We start from the raw sequence: 25,370 nt of genomic DNA on the forward strand, positions 1-25,370 counted from the left end.
AGATACATACGTTTATAAAGTGAATATTTATGACTAAGGAGGCAATCACATGGATGATAAGTCATCAGGAAACGAAAACGAAGAAAGACATCGTGAAAATCTCAAACAACAGCAGCTGGATCAATACCGCAAAGTAAACACAGGAAAACCGATGACGACCAATCAAGGGAGAAAAATATCAGAAGATCAAAACCAATTAAAAGTCGGTGCACGGGGCCCGTCATTACATGAAGACCATCATTATTTTGAAAAAATGACACATTTTGTAAAAGAAGAGATACCGGAAAGAGTGGTTCATCCAAGAGGTTACGGAGCACATGGGGAATTTGAATGTTATCAGTCCATGAAGCATGTGACCAAAGCTGGATTTTTACAGGAAGCTGGAAAAAAAACCCCTGTATTTAACCGGTTTTCTACCGTACAAGGGAGAAGAGGGTCCAAGGATACGGCAAGGGATATGCGTTGCTGGGGCGCCAAGTTTTATACAGAAGAAGGAAATTATGATCTGACGACGATTAATAATCCTGTACTTATTAATCAAGACGCGATGAAATTTCCAGATGCAATGCATGCGTATTTCAATAATATACGTGATGATATGCCAACAGCTACCGGCGCACACGACACGTTTTGGGATTATGTCGCCAATAATCCGGAATCGATCCATCAGACCCTATGGATTATGTCAGATCGGGGCGTTGTAAAAAACTATCGAATGATGGCATCGTGGTCGATTAATACGTACCTGTTTGTCAATGAAGAAGGGAAAGCAACCTTTGTAAGGTTTGTTTGGAAACCTGTTCTTGGAGAGCATGCGCTGCTTATGGATGAGGCTCAGAAAATCGGTGGAATTGATCCGGACTTCCACCGGCGGGATCTAAGGGAGGCAATTGATTGTGGTGCATATCCGGAATATGAATTAGGTGTCCAGCTGATTGCAATGGAAGATGAATTCAAATACGACTTTGATCCGCTCGATCCTGCAAAGTTTTGGCCGGAAGAAGTCGTGCCGGTTCAGCTTATTGGCAAATTGACATTAAATAAAAATGTGGATAACTACTTTGCGGAAACAGAGCAATCGGCATTCAGCCCTGGAAATGTTGTTCCGGGCATTGATTTTTCCAATGATCCTGTCTTGCAAGGAAGGTTAGCTGCGTATCTGCCTGCACATTATCATCGGCTTGGTCCGAATTATCAGCAATTACCAATCAATAAACCAATCTGCCCATTTCATAATAATCAGCGAAGAGGTGGTAATAACTTTTCAATCGACGTTGATAAGGTATGGTATCATGAAAATTCGATGGCAAATAATACCCCCTACACCACCCCACCGGAAAAAGGCGGCTATGAACATTATCCAGAGAAAGTCGAAGGGCACAAAATTCGGGCCCGAAGTGAATCGTTCAAGGATTACTTTTCGCAACCAAGGATATTCTGGAATAGCATGACGGCGATTGAAAAACAGCACTTGATTGAAGCACTCAGTTATCAGATCGGACGGGTGGAACGTGAATTTGTTCGTCAGCAAGCTGTTAATCTGCTCGTCAACGTTGATCGGGAGATGGCATGTATTGTTGCTGACAATGTGGGTGTTGAACATCCAAGTGGAACTAATGTCCCTGTTTCAACAAGTTATCCTTCCCTCAGCATTTTCAATACACCATATTACGCATATACGCAAAAAGTCGGTGTACTTATTGGCAACGGTTTCAACGGTAAAGAGGTAACAAATGTGCTTAACTATCTACAGCAATGTGGTGTTTTTATTGATATTGTCAGTGAAAAACTTGGCACGGTTACAGGAGCTGATGGCACAAAACTCAAAGTTGATAAAACATTTCTTACAACGAGCCCTTATCTGCTTGACTCACTTTACGTCGTTGGCGGCAGTTCTCTGAATCAAGCAAAATTCAATCAAGACATAACGAATTTCGTAGATCATGCATATACACACTATAAACCAATTGGTGTTGCCTCTTTAGGGCAGTCTTATATTCAGGCATCAGAAGAAAATAACCTAGCTGGTGTCGTTTTTGCCACAAGTAATCCCAACTTCGGAAAAGACTTTGTCTCTGTCATTGCACAGCAGCGTTTCTGGGAAAGAAAATAGGATATACAAAAAATCCCCCTCAATCATAAGCGTAGCCTGTAATGGCTGCGCTTTTTTTATTTTCAGGTAGTGTTAATATTCCGATATTGGTATCATGGAAAAATTAAACAATCTTATTGGTAAAACGACGACCTAGAATACCAAACCCCCTGACCCACACAACACTTTTTCCCACCGCCACCCGATTGTAGTTATAAGAAGTGCTGGTACCCATACAATCGCATGCGGACAAGCAAAAGTGTCACCCGAAGCAGCAGCTGCACAAATAATGCGCCCTTCTTTAACCCGGCGCATTCTGTCACAGTAGGAACGTCGTCTACGTCACTTTGCTCAATTTCGTCAAATCTGACCATTTTGTCCAATTGCCATTCGCTTCTTATTAATAGAATATGACTGAAAAGATTATGAAACAGAAGGGGGATTTTTGATGAAAATTTATGTTGATCCGGGACACGGCGGGTCAGACCCAGGTGCCCAAGGAAATGGATTGAAAGAAAAGGATATTACACTGGACATTGCACGTCGCATCCGCAATCTTTTAACAAACAATTATACGAATGCGGACGTACGTATGAGCCGTACTGGTGACAGCACCAAAAGTTTAAACGAGCGGACAAATGAAGCCAATTCCTGGGGTGCGGATTATTATTTATCCATTCACTGTAATTCCTTTAATGGATCAGCTCAAGGGTATGAGGATTATATTCACAGCAGCTTGTCTGACTCCTCTACCACTGCTCGTTATCAGGACATCATGCACAGCGAAATTACAAAAGTAAATCAGCTTCGGAACCGCGGACAGAAAAAAGCAAACTTTCATGTACTGCGGGAAACAACGATGTCAGCACTTTTAACAGAGAATGGGTTTATCGACAATGACCATGATGCAAAACTGATGAGGGATCCTTCCTGGCGGCAAACGGTCGCACAGGGGCATGTGAATGGTCTGGCAAAAGCATTCAACCTAAAGCGTAAAAAAGAGGACGGGACACTTTACAAAGTCGTCGCCGGTTCCTTTCAATCGAAAGAAAACGCAGAAAAACGGGAGTCCCACCTTCAATCAAACGGAATCGAATCGTTTATTGAAGCGGTCACCATGTCCGGCGAACGCTGGTATCGCGTGCAGGCCGGTGCTTTTTCAAATCGGAATAACGCCGAGGCACAGCTGGAGAAAGTCAAAAATGCCGGGGTTGAAGATGCATTCATTACGGCTGTGAATTAAAAACCTGCCAAGGGGGATATGTTCCCCCCTGACAGGTCCTCATAAGCTGGGTTTTGGCACCTTATTCCACATTAGACTTCCGTGTATGACACATCAGGCATATTGATTCCATGGGTCAATATATCCATCTTCCTTAACAACAAGTTCCCTTGGAAAATCAGCCAATACCTCACAACCCTCATTCGTAACGCGGAAGGATTCACTCAGCTCAACACCAGAATCATCCAGCCAAATACCAGGAATCATGTGGAAAGTCATGTTTGGCTGCAGGACTGTCTTATCACCTTCCCGGATACTGACCGTATGCTCTCCCCAATCTGGAGGGTAGCTAAGTCCCATCGCGTAGCCAATCCGGGACTCTTTTTCGATTCCGTGTCTGGAAATGACATTTCTCCAGGCAGCTTCAATTTCTTCAACGTAAATGCCCGGTTTCACAATATCAAGGGCAGCATTAATCCCTTCCACAACAACGTTCGATACATACTCCATTCGCGGGTCTGGTTTTCCAAGCGAAACAGTTCGTGCTAACGGCGAATGATAACGGTTATAACATCCTGCAATTTCAATAATGGTCATTTCCCCATGCTTAAAACTTCTATCTGTCCATGTCAGGTGTGGGGTAGATGTTCCCTCCCCTGTAGGAATCAGCGGCACAATTGCTGGATAGTCCCCACCGAATTCTTTCGTCCCAGAAATTAAACTTTGATAGATACTTCCCGCAGCATCACATTGCCTTGCCCCGGATTGAATAGCATCAATTGCCGACGTCATGCCCTTTTCAACGATTTTTCCAGCCGTTTTCATATATTCAATCTCAAGATCCGACTTTATCAGACGCACCCAATTGACCAGCAAGCTCGCATCCAGGAACGTTGCATCCGGGAGCCTATTGCGCAATTTCTCATAGCACAACGCAGAAAAATAGTACGACTCCATCTCCAGTCCAATTCGTTTCGTTCCATAGCCAAATTGTGTTAAAACGTCACCTACAAACTCCATTGGATGTCTTACACTGGAATGAATATATTTGTCTCCATAAGGAATAATGTTGTCGTCATCTAACCAAGTAGTCAGTTTAGCAGCCTTCGCGTCCATAAGCCTTCCAACCCAAACAGGCTGTTTTTCGTCACTGAAGACTAACAGCATCTGATCCACATAGAACGTCCACCCATCATACCCTGACAAATAATTGATGTTAGAAGGGTTGGTTAGAAGTAACACATCAACCCCCGCTTCCTCCATTCTCTCCTTGGTTCTTTGCAGTCGATTCGTATATTCATTGTGGCTGAATAACATGGTCGGCAACCTCCTTTTCTCTAACGGGACCTTTTCCCGTATTTCAAAGTTTTATAAACGAATAAACACTGCGACTAGGTATGGGAATACTTGCACTGCGTTTAGCAGGTACCCTTTTTTTACCATGTACAACACGGAAGCCTAATGTCTAAGGCATCCTATTCACCTACTTCTTTTTCTGCTTCTTCAATCTCTTTTTCGATTGTTTTCAGTATTTCTTCAGCATCCTCTCCGCCCTCTTCGATATACGTTTCACGCACAGGCATGGATAACTCTTTAAAGGCAGCTCTTTGTTCTTCCGTTAATTCAATAATGTTGATATCGGATTCCTTCACTCCCTTCATGGCCTTTTCCTGTTCTTCCTTCTGCATGCTGAATGACCAATCATTTACTTCCTGTATGGTGTCACGAATAAGTTCCTGATCAGCCTCATCAAGGGAGTTCAGAAAGTCAGAGTTCGCCAGAGTTGCCGTTGTGTAAATATGATGCTTTGAATCTATTAAATAATCCTGTACTTCATAAAACTTGCTGCTGTAAATATAAAATAACGGGTTTTCCTGACCATCAATCCCGCCAGTTTGAAGCATCGTATAAATTTCACCCGAATCTATGCCCTGTGGGTCTGCTCCGAACTGTTTATAGGACTCCATAATAAGAGGAGTAGGCATTCCACGCATCTTTAAGCCGTCCATATCCTCAGGTGTTTTAATCGGTTGGTTAGCTGTCCAGTACATAAATCCTTCCAGCCAAAACTTAAATGGCGTGATTCCTTTTTCTTTATATTTATCTGCTAATGTTCCATATAAAGCTTCACTTTCATCTAAAACTTTTTTATTGACTTCTAAGTTATCTGAGAACAGGAAAGGAATTGCCATGACTTGTGTCTCCGGAATAACATCTCCTGTAAAGCCTGGGGATGAAATAGCAAAATCAATGGCCCCTGTCTGCAGTTGGGTGAACATGTCGTCATTCCCGCCGAGTGTTCCAGCAGTATAAACGTCTACTGTAATACGTCCGTCTGTTTCTTCCTCGATCAGATCCTTAAATTTATTCACATATAAATCTTGAACATCACCCTGCCCCTCTTCATGGGCGAACTTAATCGTTATACTGCCTTCACCGCTGGCGTCTGCATCACCATCCCCTCCACTATCACTGCATCCAATGCTCACGATGGCCATCAATCCTACGAACAGTACAAAAATGAGTCTTGTTTTGTTAAGCATTTTTCTCCCCCTATCATTTTTTCAACCCAATTTAACTTCTTACTATTCCCTAAACACCTCCTATACAATGTGAAACGTTTAAAGAATGGATCGATAAGCGGTAATAAAATCCGGATAGAAGATTAAAATGAGATTAATCACCGCAAAGATTACTATATAAGGAATAATACCTTTAACCACTTTTCCATATGGCTGCTGAAAAATCGCACACGCGGTAAATATATTCACCCCAAATGGTGGTGTCACTGTTCCAAGTGTCGCTTGCATGGTTACCAATATCCCAACTGCAACCGGATCAACCCCCATTTGCGTGACCAGTGGGAAAAAGATTGGTGTTAAAATAGCTATCGCAACTAATGAGTCCACAAACATACACGAAACGAGGAAAAACAGCGACATAATCAATATAACCTGGAGCTGTGACGGATCACTTCCCAAGGTTGCTTCTGTCAGCATTTGTGGCACTCTCAAATAAGAAATAATCCATGAAAAAGCGCCACCCGCAGCTAACAAAATAAACACAACACTCGTAACAACCGCCGTTGAGACAGCAATCGAGTACAGATCCCTTAACTTAACCGATCGAAAAATAAATACTTCCAGAATGATCGCGTATAATACAGAAAAAGCCGCCGCTTCTGTCGGACTGAATATCCCTAAATAAATACCACCCAGAATAAGAACCGGGAACCCAAATGTTAAAAAGGCCTTCCGAAATGATGACCATATTTGGCGAATTGTTGCCCTTGGCTGCACAGGTAAATCCCTGCGGACGGCAATAATGTATTCGTAAATGGCAAACCCGAGAAAAATCATAACCCCAGGTATCAGACCTGCAATAAAAAGTTCGCCTATGGAGGTACCAGTCAACATGCCGTAATAGATCATCACAATACTTGGCGGAATAAGAATGGCAATACCAGCAGAGTTTACAATGTTACCCATTATATGGGAATCTGTATAACCATATTCCAAAGCCCGTCTCCGCATTGGTGGCCCAACGGCTGCTATTGTAGCCTGTGATGAACCAGATACAGAACCAAATAATGTGCTGGTGGCTGCCGTTACTATGCCTGTCCCCCCTCGAATATGACCGAAAATATCTCGGACAAAATCCAACAGACGATCAGCCGTTTTCCCCTCTACAATAATGTCAGCAGTAAAAATGAACATCGGAATGGCCAAGAGAACATAGGAATCAATCGCTGTTACAAGCTGTTGTACAAAAATAACGGTATCCAGATTCGGAGCCAATGTAGCCATCATAAGCAGTACCGCACTGATCAACACCACCATTATCGGAACTTTAAGAAAGAGCATGGCCAGTATTAAAAGCATTATCCACCATAACAAAACAAAATAACCCCCGTTAGTTGCTGTTTTATCAAGCCTTAAACCCGCTTAAATGTAACGTTTATAAAATCAATGAAATACCTGACTGCCGCCAGGAAAAACCCTAATGGAATAAAACTCATTACGAGATAAAGAGGTATACGAAGAATGGATGAAACCTCACCAATTTGGTATAAATGTACAACATACTGAAAGCTTAAATAGGTACTGATAAGCATGACAATTGTTGTAACTATGTTGATGATAATCGTAAGCACTCGCTGATATCTTTCTGGCATCATGTCGTAAAACCCGGACATCTCAATGTGCATCCCTTTTCGAGCTGCATAGCTAATCCCAACAAAGGTCATCACAACAATAGCCAACCGTCCAGCCTCTTCCGAAAACCCCCAACTTTTACTAAAGAAGTAACGACTGACAGCGTTCCCTACCAGCATGAACGTCATTAACAGGGTTGTAATACTTAAAATCCCCTTCTCTATTTCGGACCACACCTTATCAATTTTCTTACCCATGCTCCTGCATCACCACCTTTTTCCTGAATCATTTGAGATAGATTCGAGTTTTTTAATGTATGCGCATACACTTTTCTTTATTTTCCAATCATTAAGGAATATTGTCAAGTTTGCATCAATTTCCCAAATCCATGAATAACACGATAAATTCCACTTAACCTTAAACTTTGCCAGAATGTAGCCTGATTAGAAATAATGACAGGCTTCCTCAGATCTTCTTCTAACGCATCAATAATGTATGCAGCTGACAGCCCGGTACATGAAATAAAGAGTGCCTCCGCATCCTCTGTATCAGCTTCTCTCGCCATTTTATAGATGGTCTGAGCATCCAAAGAAGAGATAGTATAATCATTGCTTAATCCTAACCCAGTAACATTTGTGACGGTAAATCCACTATCTTCCATAAATTTACGTGCCAATGTATAAACCGATTTTTCATAGGGGGTGGCTATGGCAATCTTATTAATATGAAGGGCATTTAATGCTTCCACAACTGATGCAGATGTCGTTGTACAAGGAATACCTCCAGAAACTTCTTCCATTTTGCCTATCAGTTCGTTATCATAAGCCACTCCATTTGCAAAGCTTCCGCTGGTACAGCCAAAAGCAATTGCGTTTAAAGGCGCTTGTGCCAACAATGCAGTAGCCTCAATGGTTTTGTCCTTTAAATTCGCCAAATCATGAACTGTGAAATGTTCCGGATCATCACCTAAAGATACTCTTGTCGTATGTGCCGAAACCCCCAACGGAGCCATAGCATAAAATTCAGCCTCCATAGACCAAGCAGAAGCAATGTAAACCAGGCCCAATTTTCCCCTCCATCCATATGGCAAGTGCTGCAAATGGGTCACCCTCTTTTCTGGTTAATGATAAAAAAACGACCCTAATGTCGACTGTCGACATTTAGTAACTAAATTATAATTTGCATAATTCTGAATGTCAATACAATATTTTAAATTTACAACTTATTTTTATTGTCAAGTCTATTCCGGAAATAAAAAAATATCACCATCTCTTTCTTGTGGAAAGATGGCGATATTTTTTGCCATGGGGCATTTGCTAAAAATCATATTCCGCTTCTTTTTCTTCCTGTATGCGCCTATACGTTTCCGTTAGAACAACGGTATCTTCCACCAGACGCTCGATCCGGTATAACACATCCTCGTTCGTAATTTCTTTCCGGTAGAAATCCCTTTCTTCGATAAAGACATACGTTTGAACAATTTGTGCTTTCATATACGTTAAAATCGGTTTTAACTGCTGTTCCGCAATTAAGTAATGCTTGGCTGACCCTGCCGTTACAAGGATACTGACCACTTCATCGCGGAATGCACTATCTGGAAGCAGATCAAATATGTTTTTCAATGTCGCTGGTATGGACGCCTGAAAAATAGGTGTCCCAATAATAATCGCATCTGCTTCCATCAGCGTCTGCGTTACATAGCCAGCATCCCCTTCATACTCCAGATAATTCCGTCCGTCACTAAACGGAATATCATAATCAGCTAAATCAAGCAGTGTCACTTCCGCTTCCGGATACGTTTCGGAAATCGTTTTAACAGCATAATTCATAGCCGTTCTCGTTTTCGAGCCGACAATCGACCCCGACAACCCAACAAGCTTCATAACCTCATCCTCCTAGCGGGAAGCGGAGACAGGTTTACTGTCCCCCTCCCTTTTTCGTATATTTTTTGATAGCTGGTAGAATTTCTGTCCCGATCAGTTCGATATTTTTCTTCAGTTTATCAAATGGCATACCACCGAAGTCCATTTGTGCGATATAGCGCTGATGACCAAATTGCTCATGCTGGTAAAGTATTTTTTCAATGATCTCCTGTGGACTGCCGATATTCATGACATTATGCTTGTCGACGCCCTGTGCGAAATGCTGTTTTGGAAAGCCCTGTCCATTCGTTCGCTTCATACCTTCATTAATATGCGGATACATGTCCCTCAATGCCTGCTGCGAGGTTTCAGCCGCATAGAAAAAGCCCGCCGTCGCCACAGGCAGTTCAGATGGATCAAAGCCACTATGCTGTGCAGCCTCCCGATACGCATCAACCGTACGCTTAAAGACCGACACCGGGCCGCCCAGATGAGCCATGAACATCCCAACACCAGCATACCCCGCCTTAATCGCACTGGCAGGGGTTCCGCCGACCGCACGCCAGATTGGCATTGACCCATTTAGCGGTCGCGGCAGCACCCGCGCATTTTTCAGCGGTGCCCGGAACTGGCCGCTCCAGTTGATCACTTCCTCTTCATTTATCTTCTGCAGCAGGTCAAATTTTTCTTCATACAAGTCTTCATAATCATGCAGATCATAGCCTAGTAAATCAAAGTTTCCTATTCGGGATGCACGACCGGCAATGATCTCCGCCCGCCCCTTTGAAATCAGATCCAATGTTGCAAAGTCTTCATACACCCGAACTGGATCCAGCGTGCTGATAATCGTCGAGGAACTTGCAATTTTTATTTTTTCCGTTGCCTGCGCAATAGCCGATAGAACTACCGAATGCGCCTGTGTCACAAAATAATCTTGATGACTTTCACCAACACTGAAGAAATCAATTCCCGCCTCTTCGGCCAGCTTCGCCAATTCAATAATTTCATGAATGCGCTGCTGTGCAGAAATTCGCTCTCCCGTCGCAGGTTCGGGCAGATGATCCCCCAGCGTATATAAACCAAACTCCAACCCTTTACTCGGATCTATACGATAATTTTCCATTCATCTCAACCTTTCTTCGAGACATGGGGACAGGCTTCTTGTCCCAGTCCGTGATGACCGTACGAGCAACCTGTGCTCCCGTATCATTCCGCCTTTCTATCTATTCTTTACGATGTTATTATAGAGTATAATAATGCAAAATGTAAGTACGCACTTTCATGTCATATAGTATACAAAAAGATACTAATGGAGGAGAACCAGATGGAAATAGAGCCGGAATTGTGCCGTGTGGAGGATGCTTTAGAAATTTTAGTTGGAAAATGGAAGCCAATTATCTTGCTGCATTTATTGAATGATGGCACACAGCGATTTAGTGAACTGAAACGGAATGTACCCGGTATTACCCAGAAGATGCTGACAAAACAGTTGCGCGAACTGGAAGATGAGGATATTGTCGAGCGGGTTGTCTTCCCACAAGTGCCGCCAAAAGTCGAGTATTCCATTACCGAATATGGTAAAGGTCTGGAACCGATTCTAGCTGCCATGCATGAATGGGGAACCAAGCATGTGCTGCATAAACAGCAGAAAATGAAGGAAGAACGTGGTTGAAACAACAACAGGAACCGTACGTGTGCTTGGCAGGACGCATCACATTGAAGAGATCATTCCGATATTTAGTCACACGCTATTGATGCGTGAATGGCCGGATACGGATCTTTTTAAAAAAGTCCCCGTAACATGAATAAGCAGTAACACATAACGAAAACACCTTTATTGCAATGAAGGTGTTTTTTTATGAGGATATCACTTGATTAAACTTAGCGGACAGTCCCCGGACACTGTTCACTGTTTCATCTGGAAACAAAGTCATTCCCAGCAACCCAAAAGCGCCATGGATAATGTTTGGCCTCTCCGGAATTATCAATCCCGATTCTTGGACCTGACGCGATTTGTGAGGTCTCTATCATTTTTCCATCGGCAATCCACAGCGGACGCTGATCTAATGCATGTCCATAATCATCCATCGTGATGCCAAGTGCTTTTGTTAATTTGCCCGGGCCATTCGTCCATTGCCTTTTCTTCTTTGCCTTGGGGCGCCGTCCTTCCATTAATCCCTGCCCCGTATACGGCTCCACACCCCGAATTAAAACTGCCTCCGGGTGACCGATACCACCGGTTACAACGTTAATAAGACAATGTGTATGCATTGTATGGGTATACGCATGACCGGCTTCACCGAACATGATTTCCGTTCGTTTTGTTCGCTTGTTATTGAAGCTATGTGCCGCACGATCGTCAGGGCCGAGGTATGCTTCTGTTTCCACGATAAATCCGGAAGCAAGTCCAGCATCAGTTTCCTTCAGCAGCAATTTCCCAAGCAATGACTGCGCCAGTTGGAGTGTCGGCTGATTATAAAATGATTTATTTAGTGGCTCTGGTGGATTGTGCATGGTATTTCTCCTTGTATCTCATAATAGAATTGCGTCATTTTTTAATCACATTTTATACTTCTACATACATCTGTTCAATCTCCCCGCGATCAAGCCAATAGGGAGTCCGCCCTTCCTTCAACATTTTCTTTCAATTCGTTTAATACCCATCCTGGCCATCGTCTAAATCACCAAAAAGAGCGTCCAGCGATTCAGATGACTTTGTATTACCGGATATTTTGTCAATAATTTCACCAGTAGTCTTATACTTACCTTCCTTGTATTCCTTTCTGCTTTCCTGGATCATCTCTTTTAGTTCAGTATCTTCTTCCACTTCTTCTTGAATTGTTTTTTCATTTTCTTCATAAACCAATTTAAAATTCCCTTTACCTGGCACAAAAAACTTTGCGACAGAATTGCTTTTGTTTATCTTTTTCATTTCCTCAAATAACTCTTCCGGAGAATTAATATTTTTCATTTTATAGCACTCCTCAAAAATTAATCCGGCAACTAAATTTTATAAATAAAATAGTTTGACGAAACAAGCGTCCTGAAGATCATTCCTAATTAAATTTCTTCTTGTTTAGTGTATACTTAAAAGTGCTGCTACAAAAGGATTGTGGGGTGTTACATAACGCATATAATCTGAGGGATTAGTCAGTGCTGTTAGGGGCATTGGTGCACTTCCTTTGCAGTTTTTATGAGGTGGGGTGGATTTCTATTTAGTATACCAATAAAACTGAAAATAACAAATAATATACCCTGCCTCTCACGTATCCAAGAAAAAATAAAAAACTTTCCCAAATCATGACACCTTTTGCCTCCCCATTTCGATTGTAAGGGTAGAAGCGTTCTATCCAAATTGCAAAGGAGCTATCACATGGACAATAAACTGACATTTGAAGAGATTTTTAAGCAAAACGAGCGACGGATTCATTATCAAATTCACAAGATGCACATCCGCGATCCGCATCAAGAATTCTTTCAGGAAGGATTGGTCGCGCTCTGGAATGCCTATGAAACGTATCAACCGGACAAGGGCCCCATGGCAACGTACTTCAATTATATGATCCGGAACCGCCTGATTGACCGCATCCGCCGCGATACCCGGCAAAATGAGATCCACCAGGAGGCCGCTCACGAACAAAGAACTCAATACACCGATGGTAATTACCACCGTGGTACAGAAGGTTCCCGTCCTATCGTGGCCGACCAGCCCCTTCCGCTAAAAGACTCCAGTCTTTGGGGAAACCTCCAGTCCCAATTGACGGACAAGCAATGGAAATGGGTCTATTACGTAATTATTCAGGAAATGCCCTACAAAACAATCGCCGAACAGGAAAATACGACAGTTGACGCAGTAAAAAACTGGGGACGGGAAGTGAAGAAAAAATTGAAGGATCCGCATTTACGTGGATTGCTATCGCTGGAAGACTATGATTGATAAGTAGGAAGAGTATGGGCGGTTGTTGGCGGAGTACTTGCAGGGTTAGTTAAGAGAACTTTCTGCGGAGAGATTTGGAACACTTCGTATTAAAAATAGCTGCCAGCCTTGTTGAGCTGGCAGCTTATGCCGAATAGGATTCTAATGCTTCTTCAAACATCTTCCAGAATTTGTTCGGCTTTAACTGATGGGCGAATTTCACATTTGGTTCTCTATTGGTTACACCAAGCGTATCAACACACGTCATGCCATATGTGAATTCCCCTCTGGTTTCAATATCCACCCGTACATGGTTAAAATCAAAAATAGAAGGATCGATCAAGTATGCCACTGTACACGCATCATGAATGGGACCGCCATCCATTCCAAAAACATCTTGATTTGTCTTGATAAAAAATTTCAATAAATCCACAACAAAATGAGCAACTGGATTATCTATTTCAGATAGTTCGTCAACCGTTTCCTGTGTCGCCAAGGCCTGATGTGTCACGTCCAGACCAAACATCGTAATGGGCACACCACTTTCAAAGACTACTTTTGCAGCCTCGGCATCTACGTAAATATTAAATTCAGCAGCCGGAGTCCAATTACCGAATGTACCGCCTCCCATTAAGACGATTTCTTTGATTTTCGGGATAATATTCGGTTCCCTAATCATTGCCAGGGCAATATTCGTTAATGGGCCGGTTGGAACTAGCGTTATATCTCCATCTGATGCCATCACTTTACTAATAATCAGATCAACCGCATGCTGATCAACGGCTTGTTTGCTGGGTTCATTCGGAAGTGCCGGGCCTTCCAACCCCGTTTCCCCATGTATTTCTTCAGCAATTTCCATCTTGTTGAGCAACGGTTTCGACGATCCCTGTGCGACAGGCACTTCGGTTAATCCTGCGATGTCACATACCCTGAGCGCATTCAATGTGTTTTTTCCAACATCAACATTCCCAGCAACGGTCGTAATTGCTTCTATTTTGAGAGGGCTTATCTTTGAAGCCGCTAAAATAATCGATATGGCATCATCATGGCCCGGATCGCAGTCTAAGATGACGTTCGTTTGATTTTGCATCCCTGTTCCCACCTTCATTCAAAGTTCCTGTCCTTCTTTGGCTTACAACGTCTTTGTTCCCTTAGTATCGACTTCAGCGTATCATTCTTCATCCTCTGGCGCTTTTTGAAACAAAGCTTCCGGGATCATTTCGAAGCCTTCAATCACCGCATTCTCGTCAACTTCCATCATTAAGTAGCGCTTCCCGCTGAAATGGACTTGACGTACATATCTTAAATCTTGTGGACTTATGGAGATATTCGCTATTTTTGTCTCAATTTTGATTGATTTGGAATCATATTTCGGAACAACGTTGGTTGCTTTAAACTCATAACGTTCATCATCAAGCACCGTTTTAAAAGCGGACTCTACTTTCTCCGTATTGACATCTTCTATTCCGCTGCTTGTTAAAACGTTTTCTACATCTTTGTAGTCTAATTTCGGTACATCTTCCTCTTCATTTTCTTCCACGACCCGATGAATTTCATCATAAACATTCGATAGTGTGGATGTGTTGATTGCTTGATCACCAGCTACGTTTTTTACAATTTCCTCAAAAACCAACTTATCCTGTGCGGCAGTCATAATTTCTTCCGCATTTAACACTTCTTCGATAAAATGATAACTCGGTTCATTCTTCTTCCCTGCCGAATAAAGAACGTGGTTAACATCGGCAGCACTATCTGTGATAGAAGGAAATAGAAATCCTGATATAGGAGCTTTCAGATTAATAATTGGATCGACGACAATATTATACTTAAACTCCTTTTCCACATAATCAAACAGTAACTCTTTTTTCGGATCCTGCGTTTTATTCATACTACATAGAATAAAGGGATTAGAATAAACGGTATCCCGCTCACTTTCTTCGGCCTCTTCACTCTGACGCTTCATCGGTTTCATATACTCTCCGCGAATAAAGGTTACAACAATATCCATTTCATATTGCTTATCCTTCAGCATTTTTTCGACGAGCTTAAGCATTTGCCCTTTCCATTCTTCTGTATCATTACTTAATAGGGCTTGATGGAGAATGAGCTGACTGTTGTTTTCCGCATCGCGCTGAAACTTTAATTCAAATAACTTTTCATCTAATTGACCGGATAATACTTTTTTAAAGTTATCCATAAACAATTCTTTCTGTTCCTGTTCCAGCATTTCAAATGGTACACTCTGGTGATGGTAAATATCACTCGATTCTTTCATGATGTACACATTAAAAATGTCATGTATTTCCAACAAATCATTATCTACTTTGAATTGTTTCCGGATATTTGCTATGTCATTTTTGTCCAAAATTGTTCCACTCCTATGTTGATAATCAGGTGTGTTTTTCGTACACATTTCTTTTATTCTATCATAGAAGCGAACTATTTTTCCTGCAGTTTATAGTAAATACTAGTAAAACATTTCTTAAACAACCATAAACAAAATGACATTTATCCTCTCTCAATAGGTGAAAAGAGAAGCCAAACAGCAAAAGAAGCAAAGACGACTATTGTGCCCGGTCTGTAGTATACGAAAAAACGTGCGGGGAGTTAATCTTCTGTTGGAACAAAATATTGACTTTTGCGATAGGCCACCGCTTCCATCGTAGCAATTAACCCTTCATCGCTTTCTATTTCTACTTTATACCACCCTAATTTATGGTTCTTCTTCTCTTCTATTGCTGTTGCTTGGAGGCAACTTCCTTTCTTCCCAGCTTTCATATAGTTAATAGTAGTTGATAGGCCTACAGCTGTTTTACCATAAGAGTTGCAGGCAGAAGCAAAAACATAATCAGCAATGGCAAATATAATTGCTCCATGCACTGTACCATGTGAATTTAGCATATAGTCTTTCACATTCAGTTTTGCAACTGCCTTCCCCTCGCTAATTTTGACTAATTTAATTCCTAAAAAACGAGCATATGGTTCATTTTCCATCACATCAAAGATTTCCGATTTGTACCGCTCGTGCATTTCACTTTCATCAATTACATGTTTCAAGGTACCTCCCCCCGATGTTCATAGGTTAAGACAGCTGCCTTCCAATGTGTTCCTTTGGCAAAATAACTTGTTTAATTTTCCCTTCACCAATTTTCCCTTTCTCATTGTTAACAACAACCTGGCTCATAATATAATTCCTTCGCATGTCCTCAATTGTTGCGATAATCTCCAGTTGCGCTTTTTCTCCTGAAGGAGCAATATGTTTCAATTGTACGGCGGCTCCCATACCCTCTTCATCTTGTTCTAAGTACGGAAGGATTAACTTCCTGGAAGCCCATTCCATGTGATACAACATGGATACTGTGGAATAGGCGCGGTGCACAACTTCCCCATTAAACTGCGCAAACATATCTTCTGTTACCTTGACTGTAATGCAAGCTTGATCCCCAATCTGGAGTCCCGGTTTCATTTGCTGACCACCCTCTTATCATTTATTTACCCTGAAAGTTTGCAGGCCGTTTTTCGTTAAAAGCAGTTACCGCCTCAACCCGATCTTTCGTCGGGATAATCACTTCATACGCCTTCGATTCGATTGCCAAACCGGTATGGATATCAACATCACTTCCATGGTTGATTGCATATTTGGCTTGTGTGACCGCTAATGGCCCGTTTACCATTATTTCGTTTGCAAGAGAAATCGCCTGTTCCATTAACTCGTCTTTCCTGGTAACACCATTAAGGATTCCAAGTTCTTTTGCATGATCCGCTCCTATTTTGCGTGCCGTTAAGATTAGTTCTTTTGCATAGGCAGATCCAATCAGATTGGTCAGGCGCTGTGTGCCGCCGCCTCCGGGAATGATTGCCCACTTAACTTCCGTCAACCCCATCTGTGCATGATCAGCGGCCAGTCGCAAATCACATGCTAATGCCAGCTCAAAGCCGCCCCCCAGAGCATATCCGTTAATGGCAGCAATCGTTGGCTGTGGCAATTCCTCAATCAAGTTAAATACTTGCCGAATTTTATTGACATTGCGCCGTACTTCCCTTTCGGTTAAGTGTTTCCTCTCTTTTAAATCTGCCCCAGCGCTGAAAGCCTTCTCACCGGCACCAACAAAAATGATTGCCCTGATACCATGATCCAACCGGATTTCCTCAACTACTTCCTGCAGCTGTTCCAGCATTTCATAATCAAACACATTTAAGACATCCGGACGGTTTAATGTAATGGTAGCGAGCGTCCCGTCAACGGACTTTCTGATTCTTCCCATTAGTCGATCCTCCATCTTTGTTTTATTTTGTATTTACGTAGCAAACGCGGCAATGTTTGTGCTGTGTCCTGCTTGTCGTCTTGCATTTGGATCAACAAATGTTTTCGCATGATTCACAGCAATTGGAGCTTCGCCAAAGCCAGTTGCAATTAATTTCGGTTTCCCCTCATAAGTGGAGATATCGCCAACTGCAAAAATACCCGGGATGTTCGTTTCCATATGGGAATTGACTTGAACGGCTTTCTTTTCAGTTTTTAACCCCCAGGTTTTCAACGGTCCAAGTGAAGTCACAAAACCAAAGTTTACAATCAGGTCATCCACGTCCAGCAAAAATGTATTTTCCCCTTTCACTTCCTTGATCAAAACCTGGTCAATCTTATCGTCCTCTCCAATTAATTGATTGACCTCAAAAGGTGTTTTAATATCCACACTTGACTGCTTCAACAGTGAAAGACTATGTTCGTGAGACCTGAATGAGGACCGGCGATGAATGAGCGTTACCTCTTTCGCAATCGGCTCCAGCGCCAGTGACCAATCAACTGCAGAATCTCCCCCACCACAAACCAGAACACGGCGGTCTTTGAAATATTCCATATCCTTCACCGCATAATGAAGGCAGTTTTCTTCGTAAGTGTCCGCCCGTTCCACTTTTAATTTGCGGGGTTCAAATGCACCTGCTCCAGCTGCAATAATAATGCTGCGGGAATAATGGACGGCAGATGATGTTACGAGTTTGAATGATCCATCAGGCTGCTGAATCACGCTTTCAACTGTTTCATTCAGATGGATCTTTGGGGAAAATTTTTGTGCCTGCATATGGAGTTGGTCGACTAAATCTTTCGCTTTCACACCTGGGAAGCCACCAACGTCATAAATATACTTTTCTGGATATAATGCCGATAACTGCCCTCCTACTTCGGGCAAACTATCAATTACTTTAACGGATGCGCTTCGCATGCCAGCATAAAAAGCTGTAAAAAGACCTACCGGACCTGCCCCTATTATGGTAATGTCAACCGTTTGTTTTTCAGGCATTATCTCATCTCCTTCGCCAACATTAATTTCATACATATAAGCATAACGTTTTTTAAACGCATTTTATATTTTCGTTATACAAAGAGTAACTAATTATTACAATAATGTCAATATTAAAGTATAAAAATTCAAAAAAATGGAGCGGATGTGTAGGGATATCCGCTCCATTTTTTAATTGAACATGGAAAAATTTGTTTCGAATGATTCACGTGCTTCTGTCATCATACTCTTTAACAGATCCTCGACTGACGGGATGTCTTCAATCAGACTGGCAATTTGCCCGGCATTCACATGCCCTTCTGAAAGTTTCCCCTCAATGGCACCGACGAGATGGTGTTTTTCATCCGTCTTTTCTAAATACACATCAGCCGGCTGATTTTCTTTTTCAGACTGAAGGAGATGCTCGCTATATGGTGTTTTCAAAACCCGTCTAATTCTCTGATACGGCCTACCGACAATGATTGTTCCGTCAGCCCCTGCGTTCCGGATTCCCTCTTTATAATCCGCATGTACCTGAGCCTCTTTGGTTGCAATCAGCCGCGTTCCTAATTGCACACCTTGTGCCCCCAAGCTCATCGCTGCAGCAATGCCCTGCCCATTTCCAACACCACCGGCTGCGATAACCGGAACATTTACCCTGGAAGAAACAGTTGGGGTCAAGGTAAAAGTCGTCAGTTCCTCAGAGGAATTAATGCCAGCAGCTTCATAGCCTTCTGCGATAATCACATCTGCCCCATTATCCTCTACCTTTTTTGCCTGCTTGTCATTAGCAACAACACACATGACCACGATGTTGTCCTCTTTAAATTGCTGAATATATGGTGAAGGATTTCCGGCTGATAGCGTAACAGCAGGTATCCCGTATTTCTTGACCAGACCAATCATATCTTCTATGTATGGCTGAACCGCTATTGGAAGATTGACCGCAAACGGCTTACTTGTCTGGGAGTGAATACTTGTTAATATTCGTTCCACCGTATCCGGATCCATTGTACCGACGCCAATTGTGCCTAACCCGCCGGCATTTGATACAGCTGAGGTGAGTTCGGCATGGCTGATATTCCCCATTCCACCTTGGATAATCGGGTATTTAATACGTAATAGTTTTGTTAAATCATTCATGAATTAACACCTCCGTATAAATTATGTTATATTAAGAATTATAACATAATTTATTAGGAGGGTGTACATGATTTACCGATACAAACAAAGTGTTCCGAAAATCCATGAAACTGCTTTTATTGCAGACGGGGCAAAAGTGATTGGCGATGTTGAAATTGGGGTAGAATCAAGTGTTTGGTTTAATGCTGTGCTGCGTGGAGATGAAGGGAAAATTAAAATTGGCGAACGGTGCAATATTCAGGACAATACCATGTGCCACTTGTATGAGGATTATCCGCTAATCCTCGAAGATGAAGTATCGATTGGCCACAATGCCATCGTGCACGGTTGCACATTGAAAAAGGGATCACTAATCGGCATGGGGGCAACAGTTCTGGATGGCGCGATCATAGGAGAGTATTCGCTTGTTGGGGCGAACAGCCTAGTCCCTCCCGGTAAGGTTATCCCACCTAGATCGGTCGTTCTTGGTTCACCTGGAAAAGTCGTCCGAACAATGACCAATCAGGACTTGGAAATGATTGAAGAAACCATCACAACATATGTTGAAAAGGGACAGCAGTTTAAAAGAAACGAAGTATTTGAAAAAATTCTCACGCACCAAAACAATTCCAACTGACACCTAGTCTCAGAGGTTAGAGGTTATGTTGATGGAATTCGACAAATCTTATAATTTCGGTATTTCACTATCTTTCAAAATTATATACTCTTTTACCCTTTATATAAAACCGGTTAGGAGGCTGCCTCCTAACCGGTTTTTCTCGTTTCACAGATTATAATTTTTTTTGGGAGCTTCAAACACCGACTCAAAAAACCGTGTTGCGGGTTTTTCAAGTAACCGATAATAATCCCTAAACAAGGAAGAGGCCGATTCCCCCAGCCATTTTTCAGGCAGTAGTTCCTTTGGCAGGCCGGGGTCAATGAATAAAAACTTCCGGAATTCGTGAACCAATAGGGTCCTCTCGACAAAGCAACTGCCATCGCTCATATTGCCATTTTCCACCTCATTGCGATCGATAATATATTGTTGGCTGTATTTTTCAATAAATTGTGAGTACTGATTATTGATGTCCTGTAAATCCCAGCATTTACGAACCAATTCCCGATTGTCGCTGGTCCCCATATGGGTGGCAGTAAAGTAGTTCACATACGGGGAAATCTGATATTTCTCAATGAGGTTATTAATTTCGTTTTCGAGTGGATTAGGAGTAATCCAGCAACTGTTTGATAAAAGACCAAACCCGCTCCATGTGAGCTCACGCCGTAATTCATCCCGTAAATGCCGTTTTTTCTCCGGGATTGAATATACGAGTATTCGCCAGTTTCCATCCCATGATGGTGATTCGACTTGATAGATGCGGTTGGCTGCTTCGTTCATACGTGATTTTCCGCGTTCCGTTAAATAATAATAGCTTTTATTCCCCTGTTTTAGTGACTCAATCCATCCTTGCTTGCTCATGCGGGAAGCAGCTGCACGTACAGATTGTTCATTATGTCCGAATTCCTCAAGCAATCGAATCAAGCTGCCAATCCATATGGCATCGCCGTATTGACTGATATAATCCCCGTATAACGTAAATATCATCGAACGTGTATTAAACGTTTTTTGCATATTTGATTTCCTTTTCTACATGATCTATTTAAAAAGCGAAGGCTGTCATTTATTAATTAAAACTATCGAAGAAACAATAGACAGCGATTCAAGCGGGAAAGTAGCAACTAAAGAATTCACAACGAACATCAAGTTCTCGTGAGGAAACCAAAGTCTTGCCCGCAGAAAGTGTCCGCCTGCAACGATTTCAAACAAAAGGTAAGAAACAGCGCGAAGACAGCCATTTTAATGTAAACTCAATACATTCATTATAGTGCATACAAACGAAATTGAAAAGAAAAGCGAAGGCAGCAGCCCTTCGCTCAGAATTGATATGTTCGAATTCAGATGGATTTTGACATCGCTTTTCGGGAATCGACAACGCGTTTTGCTTTTCCCTCCGACCGCGGTATAGTGTGCGGTTCCTTCAGCGTGACATCGATGGATACAAGCGCTTCCATTTTCAAGACTTTCTGCAGATTTTTAATAAGTTCCTGGGCAGTTGGATGATTTAAATCATAATTGGGCAGCGTTCCATAAAAGTCCTCAGATACTTCAACATGCAGCTCCGCATGATCCAATGCTCCCCTTTTCTTCAGATGAACCTGGTAATGCGGCGTAACCCCCTTCACATTCCCAATGTACCGTTCTAGCTCAGTGGGAAAAACATTTACTCCACGGATGATTAACATATCATCAACGCGTCCTTTTACACGGCTCATTTTGGCCGTCTTTCTTCCGCATGGACAAGTTCCTCTAGTGATTGAGGCTATGTCACCAGTACGATATCGTATAATCGGCAAGGCCTCTTTTGTAAGACTGGTAAATACCAACTCGCCGTCTTCCCCATCCGAAACTTGCTCAAGGGTTTCAGGGTCAATAACTTCCACCAGAAAATGATCCTCCGCTATATGCAGCCCATCCTGGCAGTCCGCACATTCCATTGCGACACCCGGTCCCATAACCTCACTGAGTCCATAAATATCCGATGCTTTAATATCGAACATGTCCTCAATGCTGTCTCTCATTTCTTCCGACCACGGTTCCGCTCCGAGTACAGCATAATCAAGGGAAGTGTCAGCAGGGTCAATCCCTAATGTTTTCATTGTTTCCCCAATATTTAATAAATAGGAAGGTGTCGAACAGACAATACGAGGCTTGAAGTCCTGAATGAGTGTTATTTGGTTCTTCGTGTTCCCTCCCGAAATGGGAACGGTTGCACAGCCCAACCGTTCAGCCCCATTATGTAGGCCTAACCCCCCAGTGAACAACCCGTATCCATAGGCATTGTGGAGGATATCCCCTTTTCTCCCTCCGGCCATGTAAATCGCCCGGGCGACCATTTCTCCCCAATTTTGGATATCCTTTTCCGTATATGCTACTACCGTGGGCTTTCCGCTTGTCCCCGACGAAGCGTGGATTCTTACTACATCTTCCTGAGGGGTGGCGAGTAAACCAAAAGGATAATTTTCACGCAGATGGTGCTTTTTTGTAAACGGTAGTTTTTGAAAGTCGTTCCATGAACACAGGTCTTCAGGTGTAAATTCGTTTTCCTCAAATGCCTTTTGATAAAAAGGTACGTTATGGTAGACGTGTGCCACGGTGTCATTTAGACGTTTCCACTGCAAACTTTCCATTTCCTGTCCATCCAGCGTTTCAACTTCCGAAAAAATTGCCATGCAGTGATCTCCCTTCATAATAAATTTATTACGATTGAATAAAAACCGTTATGAATAATATATACATTAGTGAAACCGCTGTCAATGGATTGTCAATCAATTAAGAAAATTCAACCGTAATTTAAACCCTTGTAAATGGCGGACTGACGGCGTATGTTGATTTATTAATAAAAAATTCTGTATTCCGTATTGATTTTAATATGACGTTAGACTATAATAGCGTTAAACATTCGTTATAGGGAGTGGTTGGAATGTATCACTATGGAGGCGCGTTAGCCGACGATTATATTGAAGAAGATGAAGAAAAATACGCTCGCTTCATGGAACGAATTGAAGCAGGAGAAAAAATCGAAGCGGATGACTGGATGCCAAACGAATACCGCGAAACACTCATTAAACTGATTTCGATGCATGGCATTAGTGAAATTATGGGAGCCCTTCCGGAAAAGGAATGGGTACCAAAGGCTCCTACATTAAAACGGAAGCTCGGTATTATGGCCAAAGTACAAGATGAAATGGGTCATGGCCAGCTTCTTCTGCGCGTGGCAGAAGACTTGTTAAAACCTTACGGAAAAAACCGGGAAAGCCTAATGCTGGATCTATTAAATGGTGATTTAAAATTCCATAACGTTTTCCACATGCCGACAAAAACGTGGGCAGACGCCGGCATGGTTGGCTGGCTTGTTGATGGAGCAGCAATCATTTCACAGACGAATATGCTGGATGCTTCCTATGGACCATACCAGCGAGCATTGCAGCGGATCTGCAAAGAGGAAGTATTCCACGCCCAGCATGGCGAATCAATCATTATGGCACTGGCCGAGGGGACTGAGCATCAGCGGGCCATTTTACAAGATTCACTCAATCGCTGGTGGCCATCACTCTTAATGTTCTTCGGTCCGGCAAATGCGTCAACAACCGGTTCATCCAAACAAGAAGCGACCACGAAGTACCGCATCCGGAAGAATTCAAACGAAGAACTGCGCCAGGCATTTTTGGATAAATACCTCCCACGTGTGTTCTCACTTGGGTTGACGGTTCCCGATGAGACAGTTCATTACAACGAGGAGAAACAACAATGGGTGTACCAGCAGCCTGACTGGAATGAATTTAAACAGATCATCGGAAATAACGGCCCGCGTTCCAAAGAGCGGCTGCGTCTAAGAGAGATTGCCTATGAAAACAACAGCTGGGTAAGGCAGGCCCTAGCATCCAATGCTGCTATTTCGTAAAGGATAGAAAGGAGAGATAGAGATGGAGAAAATCGATGAAACCAGCTTCTACAAGGAATTTGAAGTATTCAGCAAGAAAAATGCAAAATCACCGCTCCAGCGTCAATTCAGTCTGCTCGCTCCAAACGAAGAAATGGCACTCATGATGGCACAGGAAAACTTCATGCGGCGGGAAAACGTGCTTGATATCTGGGTCGTCGAGCGGAACAATATCCGGTCCATGACGAGTGAAGAGCGGCAGGAATGGACGAACAGACTAAATAATAAAGATTATCGCACCACGAAAGGATACGGGTATTTAGCCAAGAAGTGGCGTGAAAAAGAGCAAGGCATGCTTGATGAAAAGGAAATCATGTCCTGGAAAGAGGTGAAAAAACAATGAACGTCATCGAAACAACCAAGCAGGCAAAACAGGATTCTTCCTATTTAAAAGCATTAACTGAACTGCTTTATCAATTGGCAGATGATGACTTTATTATCTCGTATCGTGGGTCAGAATGGCTGGGATTGGCCCCGCACATTGAAGAGGACGTTGCTTATTCTTCTATAACCCAGAACACCATGGGGCATGCCTTCCTCTACTATCAATTGCTTGAGGAGCTAGGGGAAGGAGCGGCGGACGTACTGGCACACGACAGACCGCCATATGAACGGCGGAATGCTGCCTATTTCGAAAAGAAAAACGGTGATGGTTCGTATAAGGAAGAACCGTATTACGACTGGGCGCTGACCGTTGTCCGCCAATTCATCTATGAAACATTTAAACAAGTGAAGTTGAAAGCGATTACCAGTAGTTCCTTTAAGCCCCTGGCAGCAACCGCCGAGAAAGTCCTGACAGAGCAAACCTATCATCTCGCCCATTGGAAATTGTGGATAGAGCAGCTCCAGGATTCAACCAAAGAAGCCAAAACACGTATTCAAACACGGGTTGAAGAAGCCTGGCAAGAGTGTGAGGATGTCTTGTCATTGGGAGCAGAAGCGGAAAACATGGAACAATTCGGACTTATCTCCGGTGAAAGTTTCCTCAAAAAGCAATGGCTTCAGGAAGTAGCCAAAGCAATCAAACCATTGCCGGAATCAATGCTAGATAAACAGTCCGGAAGTGGACGATTAGGAGAGCATACAAGAGATTTAAATCAGGCCTTGGAGACACTTTCGGAAGTGTACGAGAGCGACAAGAGTGCCGTTTGGTAGGTTTTTGAA

Annotated in this window: 26 protein-coding genes; 8 read left to right on the forward strand and 18 right to left on the reverse strand. The window is 42.7% G+C overall.

All coding sequences use genetic code 11. From position 1 onward, the window contains the following. Positions 1-49 precede the first annotated feature (49 nt). Positions 50-2,113: a catalase gene (locus ACFSUO_RS01705; RefSeq protein ID WP_382390430.1), complete on the forward strand. Its 2,064-nt coding sequence runs from the start codon at positions 50-52 to the stop codon at positions 2,111-2,113. A gap of 424 nt (positions 2,114-2,537) precedes the next feature. Further along, positions 2,538-3,335: an N-acetylmuramoyl-L-alanine amidase gene (locus ACFSUO_RS01710; protein WP_382390432.1), complete on the forward strand. Its 798-nt coding sequence runs from the start codon at positions 2,538-2,540 to the stop codon at positions 3,333-3,335. Between the two features lie 93 nt (positions 3,336-3,428). Here the strand turns inward: ACFSUO_RS01710 and ACFSUO_RS01715 are convergent, their stop codons facing one another. The 7 genes from ACFSUO_RS01715 to ACFSUO_RS01745 form a co-directional block, all read right to left on the reverse strand. Beyond that, on the reverse strand, positions 3,429-4,631 hold the full coding sequence (locus tag ACFSUO_RS01715; protein ID WP_382390434.1) for a M24 family metallopeptidase: 1,203 nt from the start codon (positions 4,629-4,631) through the stop codon (positions 3,429-3,431). Positions 4,632-4,789: 158 nt separating this feature from the next. Then, on the reverse strand, positions 4,790-5,857 hold the full coding sequence (locus ACFSUO_RS01720) for a TRAP transporter substrate-binding protein (RefSeq protein WP_382390436.1): 1,068 nt from the start codon (positions 5,855-5,857) through the stop codon (positions 4,790-4,792). 78 nt (positions 5,858-5,935) lie between these two features. Continuing rightward, on the reverse strand, positions 5,936-7,210 hold the full coding sequence (locus tag ACFSUO_RS01725) for a TRAP transporter large permease (protein ID WP_382390438.1): 1,275 nt from the start codon (positions 7,208-7,210) through the stop codon (positions 5,936-5,938). 38 nt (positions 7,211-7,248) lie between these two features. Continuing rightward, complete coding sequence (locus tag ACFSUO_RS01730) at positions 7,249-7,725, reverse strand: TRAP transporter small permease (RefSeq protein ID WP_382390440.1); 477 nt, start codon at positions 7,723-7,725, stop codon at positions 7,249-7,251. A gap of 104 nt (positions 7,726-7,829) precedes the next feature. After that, positions 7,830-8,534: a maleate cis-trans isomerase family protein gene (locus ACFSUO_RS01735; protein ID WP_382390442.1), complete on the reverse strand. Its 705-nt coding sequence runs from the start codon at positions 8,532-8,534 to the stop codon at positions 7,830-7,832. Between the two features lie 250 nt (positions 8,535-8,784). Then, positions 8,785-9,351: an NADPH-dependent FMN reductase gene (locus ACFSUO_RS01740; RefSeq protein ID WP_382390444.1), complete on the reverse strand. Its 567-nt coding sequence runs from the start codon at positions 9,349-9,351 to the stop codon at positions 8,785-8,787. Positions 9,352-9,385: 34 nt separating this feature from the next. After that, positions 9,386-10,453: an LLM class flavin-dependent oxidoreductase gene (locus tag ACFSUO_RS01745; protein WP_382390446.1), complete on the reverse strand. Its 1,068-nt coding sequence runs from the start codon at positions 10,451-10,453 to the stop codon at positions 9,386-9,388. Between the two features lie 201 nt (positions 10,454-10,654). Here ACFSUO_RS01745 and ACFSUO_RS01750 point away from each other — a divergent pair, with 201 nt between their 5' ends. Then, positions 10,655-11,002 (forward strand): winged helix-turn-helix transcriptional regulator, encoded by a 348-nt coding sequence (locus ACFSUO_RS01750; RefSeq protein ID WP_382390448.1) that lies wholly within the window; start codon positions 10,655-10,657, stop codon positions 11,000-11,002. A 242-nt stretch (positions 11,003-11,244) separates the two neighbouring features. Here the strand turns inward: ACFSUO_RS01750 and ACFSUO_RS01755 are convergent, their stop codons facing one another. Both ACFSUO_RS01755 and ACFSUO_RS01760 read right to left on the reverse strand, forming a co-directional pair. Continuing rightward, positions 11,245-11,844 carry a DNA-3-methyladenine glycosylase gene (locus ACFSUO_RS01755; RefSeq protein ID WP_382390450.1) on the reverse strand — a complete coding sequence of 200 codons (600 nt, stop codon included), beginning with the start codon at positions 11,842-11,844 and terminating at the stop codon, positions 11,245-11,247. A gap of 139 nt (positions 11,845-11,983) precedes the next feature. Next, the gene (locus tag ACFSUO_RS01760; protein WP_382390452.1) at positions 11,984-12,301 is read right to left on the reverse strand and encodes a hypothetical protein; all 318 of its coding nucleotides are present in this window, start codon (positions 12,299-12,301) and stop codon (positions 11,984-11,986) included. Between the two features lie 402 nt (positions 12,302-12,703). Between ACFSUO_RS01760 and ACFSUO_RS01765 the strand changes: the two genes are divergently transcribed. Beyond that, on the forward strand, positions 12,704-13,267 hold the full coding sequence (locus ACFSUO_RS01765; RefSeq protein ID WP_382390454.1) for a sigma-70 family RNA polymerase sigma factor: 564 nt from the start codon (positions 12,704-12,706) through the stop codon (positions 13,265-13,267). Between the two features lie 124 nt (positions 13,268-13,391). Here ACFSUO_RS01765 and ACFSUO_RS01770 read toward each other — a convergent pair whose 3' ends face one another. The 7 genes from ACFSUO_RS01770 to ACFSUO_RS01800 all read right to left on the reverse strand — a co-directional run bounded on the left by ACFSUO_RS01770 (position 13,392) and on the right by ACFSUO_RS01800 (position 19,668). Further along, a complete protein-coding gene (locus tag ACFSUO_RS01770; RefSeq protein ID WP_382390456.1) occupies positions 13,392-14,336 on the reverse strand; it encodes a nucleoside hydrolase in 945 nt (314 codons plus the stop codon). Between the two features lie 81 nt (positions 14,337-14,417). After that, entirely contained in the window at positions 14,418-15,611 is a 1,194-nt protein-coding gene (locus ACFSUO_RS01775) for a DUF4317 domain-containing protein (protein ID WP_382390458.1), read from the reverse strand. A gap of 242 nt (positions 15,612-15,853) precedes the next feature. Then, entirely contained in the window at positions 15,854-16,303 is a 450-nt protein-coding gene (locus ACFSUO_RS01780; protein ID WP_382390460.1) for a PaaI family thioesterase, read from the reverse strand. 25 nt (positions 16,304-16,328) lie between these two features. Further along, entirely contained in the window at positions 16,329-16,712 is a 384-nt protein-coding gene (locus tag ACFSUO_RS01785) for a thioesterase family protein (protein WP_382390462.1), read from the reverse strand. 22 nt (positions 16,713-16,734) lie between these two features. After that, positions 16,735-17,511, reverse strand: a complete 777-nt coding sequence (locus tag ACFSUO_RS01790; protein WP_382390464.1) for an enoyl-CoA hydratase-related protein — start codon at positions 17,509-17,511, stop codon at positions 16,735-16,737. A 33-nt stretch (positions 17,512-17,544) separates the two neighbouring features. Then, complete coding sequence (locus ACFSUO_RS01795; RefSeq protein WP_382390466.1) at positions 17,545-18,546, reverse strand: NAD(P)/FAD-dependent oxidoreductase; 1,002 nt, start codon at positions 18,544-18,546, stop codon at positions 17,545-17,547. A 171-nt stretch (positions 18,547-18,717) separates the two neighbouring features. Continuing rightward, positions 18,718-19,668 (reverse strand): NAD(P)H-dependent flavin oxidoreductase, encoded by a 951-nt coding sequence (locus tag ACFSUO_RS01800; RefSeq protein WP_382390468.1) that lies wholly within the window; start codon positions 19,666-19,668, stop codon positions 18,718-18,720. Between the two features lie 67 nt (positions 19,669-19,735). On the opposite strand from ACFSUO_RS01800, the gene ACFSUO_RS01805 reads away from it, so the two are divergent. After that, positions 19,736-20,284 carry a gamma carbonic anhydrase family protein gene (locus ACFSUO_RS01805; protein WP_382390470.1) on the forward strand — a complete coding sequence of 183 codons (549 nt, stop codon included), beginning with the start codon at positions 19,736-19,738 and terminating at the stop codon, positions 20,282-20,284. A gap of 147 nt (positions 20,285-20,431) precedes the next feature. Here the strand turns inward: ACFSUO_RS01805 and paaX are convergent, their stop codons facing one another. Further along, positions 20,432-21,277 (reverse strand): phenylacetic acid degradation operon negative regulatory protein PaaX, encoded by an 846-nt coding sequence (gene paaX / locus ACFSUO_RS01810; protein WP_382390472.1) that lies wholly within the window; start codon positions 21,275-21,277, stop codon positions 20,432-20,434. 323 nt (positions 21,278-21,600) lie between these two features. Then, positions 21,601-22,935: a phenylacetate--CoA ligase family protein gene (locus ACFSUO_RS01815; RefSeq protein WP_382390474.1), complete on the reverse strand. Its 1,335-nt coding sequence runs from the start codon at positions 22,933-22,935 to the stop codon at positions 21,601-21,603. A 251-nt stretch (positions 22,936-23,186) separates the two neighbouring features. On the opposite strand from ACFSUO_RS01815, the gene paaA reads away from it, so the two are divergent. Genes paaA through paaC form a run of 3 tightly spaced genes read left to right on the forward strand, consistent with a single transcriptional unit; the run spans position 23,187 to position 25,361 of the window. Next, a complete protein-coding gene (gene paaA, locus ACFSUO_RS01820) occupies positions 23,187-24,167 on the forward strand; it encodes a 1,2-phenylacetyl-CoA epoxidase subunit PaaA (RefSeq protein ID WP_382390476.1) in 981 nt (326 codons plus the stop codon). A 22-nt stretch (positions 24,168-24,189) separates the two neighbouring features. Beyond that, on the forward strand, positions 24,190-24,549 hold the full coding sequence (paaB, locus tag ACFSUO_RS01825; protein ID WP_382390478.1) for a 1,2-phenylacetyl-CoA epoxidase subunit PaaB: 360 nt from the start codon (positions 24,190-24,192) through the stop codon (positions 24,547-24,549). Further along, positions 24,546-25,361: a 1,2-phenylacetyl-CoA epoxidase subunit PaaC gene (paaC, locus tag ACFSUO_RS01830; RefSeq protein WP_382390480.1), complete on the forward strand. Its 816-nt coding sequence runs from the start codon at positions 24,546-24,548 to the stop codon at positions 25,359-25,361. The genes paaB and paaC overlap by 4 nt, the downstream gene beginning before the upstream one ends. Positions 25,362-25,370 lie beyond the last annotated feature (9 nt).

Origin of the sequence: Lentibacillus juripiscarius (assembly GCF_042685205.1) — a bacterium.
In the GTDB taxonomy this organism is placed as follows: Bacteria; Bacillota; Bacilli; order Bacillales; family Amphibacillaceae; genus Lentibacillus; species Lentibacillus juripiscarius.

What these genes read in the sequence shown, in the direction of transcription:
- ACFSUO_RS01705 (WP_382390430.1), top strand. Translation starts at nt 50, where the DNA reads ATGGATGATAAGTCATCAGGAAACGAAAACGAAGAAAGACATCGTGAA.
- ACFSUO_RS01715 (WP_382390434.1), bottom strand. Translation starts at nt 4,631, where the DNA reads ATGTTATTCAGCCACAATGAATATACGAATCGACTGCAAAGAACCAAG.
- ACFSUO_RS01720 (WP_382390436.1), bottom strand. Translation starts at nt 5,857, where the DNA reads ATGCTTAACAAAACAAGACTCATTTTTGTACTGTTCGTAGGATTGATG.
- ACFSUO_RS01730 (WP_382390440.1), bottom strand. Translation starts at nt 7,725, where the DNA reads ATGGGTAAGAAAATTGATAAGGTGTGGTCCGAAATAGAGAAGGGGATT.
- ACFSUO_RS01740 (WP_382390444.1), bottom strand. Translation starts at nt 9,351, where the DNA reads ATGAAGCTTGTTGGGTTGTCGGGGTCGATTGTCGGCTCGAAAACGAGA.
- ACFSUO_RS01745 (WP_382390446.1), bottom strand. Translation starts at nt 10,453, where the DNA reads ATGGAAAATTATCGTATAGATCCGAGTAAAGGGTTGGAGTTTGGTTTA.
- ACFSUO_RS01750 (WP_382390448.1), top strand. Translation starts at nt 10,655, where the DNA reads ATGGAAATAGAGCCGGAATTGTGCCGTGTGGAGGATGCTTTAGAAATT.
- ACFSUO_RS01755 (WP_382390450.1), bottom strand. Translation starts at nt 11,844, where the DNA reads ATGCACAATCCACCAGAGCCACTAAATAAATCATTTTATAATCAGCCG.
- ACFSUO_RS01760 (WP_382390452.1), bottom strand. Translation starts at nt 12,301, where the DNA reads ATGAAAAATATTAATTCTCCGGAAGAGTTATTTGAGGAAATGAAAAAG.
- ACFSUO_RS01765 (WP_382390454.1), top strand. Translation starts at nt 12,704, where the DNA reads ATGGACAATAAACTGACATTTGAAGAGATTTTTAAGCAAAACGAGCGA.
- ACFSUO_RS01770 (WP_382390456.1), bottom strand. Translation starts at nt 14,336, where the DNA reads ATGCAAAATCAAACGAACGTCATCTTAGACTGCGATCCGGGCCATGAT.
- ACFSUO_RS01785 (WP_382390462.1), bottom strand. Translation starts at nt 16,712, where the DNA reads ATGAAACCGGGACTCCAGATTGGGGATCAAGCTTGCATTACAGTCAAG.
- ACFSUO_RS01790 (WP_382390464.1), bottom strand. Translation starts at nt 17,511, where the DNA reads ATGGGAAGAATCAGAAAGTCCGTTGACGGGACGCTCGCTACCATTACA.
- ACFSUO_RS01795 (WP_382390466.1), bottom strand. Translation starts at nt 18,546, where the DNA reads ATGCCTGAAAAACAAACGGTTGACATTACCATAATAGGGGCAGGTCCG.
- ACFSUO_RS01800 (WP_382390468.1), bottom strand. Translation starts at nt 19,668, where the DNA reads ATGAATGATTTAACAAAACTATTACGTATTAAATACCCGATTATCCAA.
- ACFSUO_RS01805 (WP_382390470.1), top strand. Translation starts at nt 19,736, where the DNA reads ATGATTTACCGATACAAACAAAGTGTTCCGAAAATCCATGAAACTGCT.
- paaX (WP_382390472.1), bottom strand. Translation starts at nt 21,277, where the DNA reads ATGCAAAAAACGTTTAATACACGTTCGATGATATTTACGTTATACGGG.
- ACFSUO_RS01815 (WP_382390474.1), bottom strand. Translation starts at nt 22,935, where the DNA reads ATGGCAATTTTTTCGGAAGTTGAAACGCTGGATGGACAGGAAATGGAA.
- paaA (WP_382390476.1), top strand. Translation starts at nt 23,187, where the DNA reads ATGTATCACTATGGAGGCGCGTTAGCCGACGATTATATTGAAGAAGAT.
- paaB (WP_382390478.1), top strand. Translation starts at nt 24,190, where the DNA reads ATGGAGAAAATCGATGAAACCAGCTTCTACAAGGAATTTGAAGTATTC.
- paaC (WP_382390480.1), top strand. Translation starts at nt 24,546, where the DNA reads ATGAACGTCATCGAAACAACCAAGCAGGCAAAACAGGATTCTTCCTAT.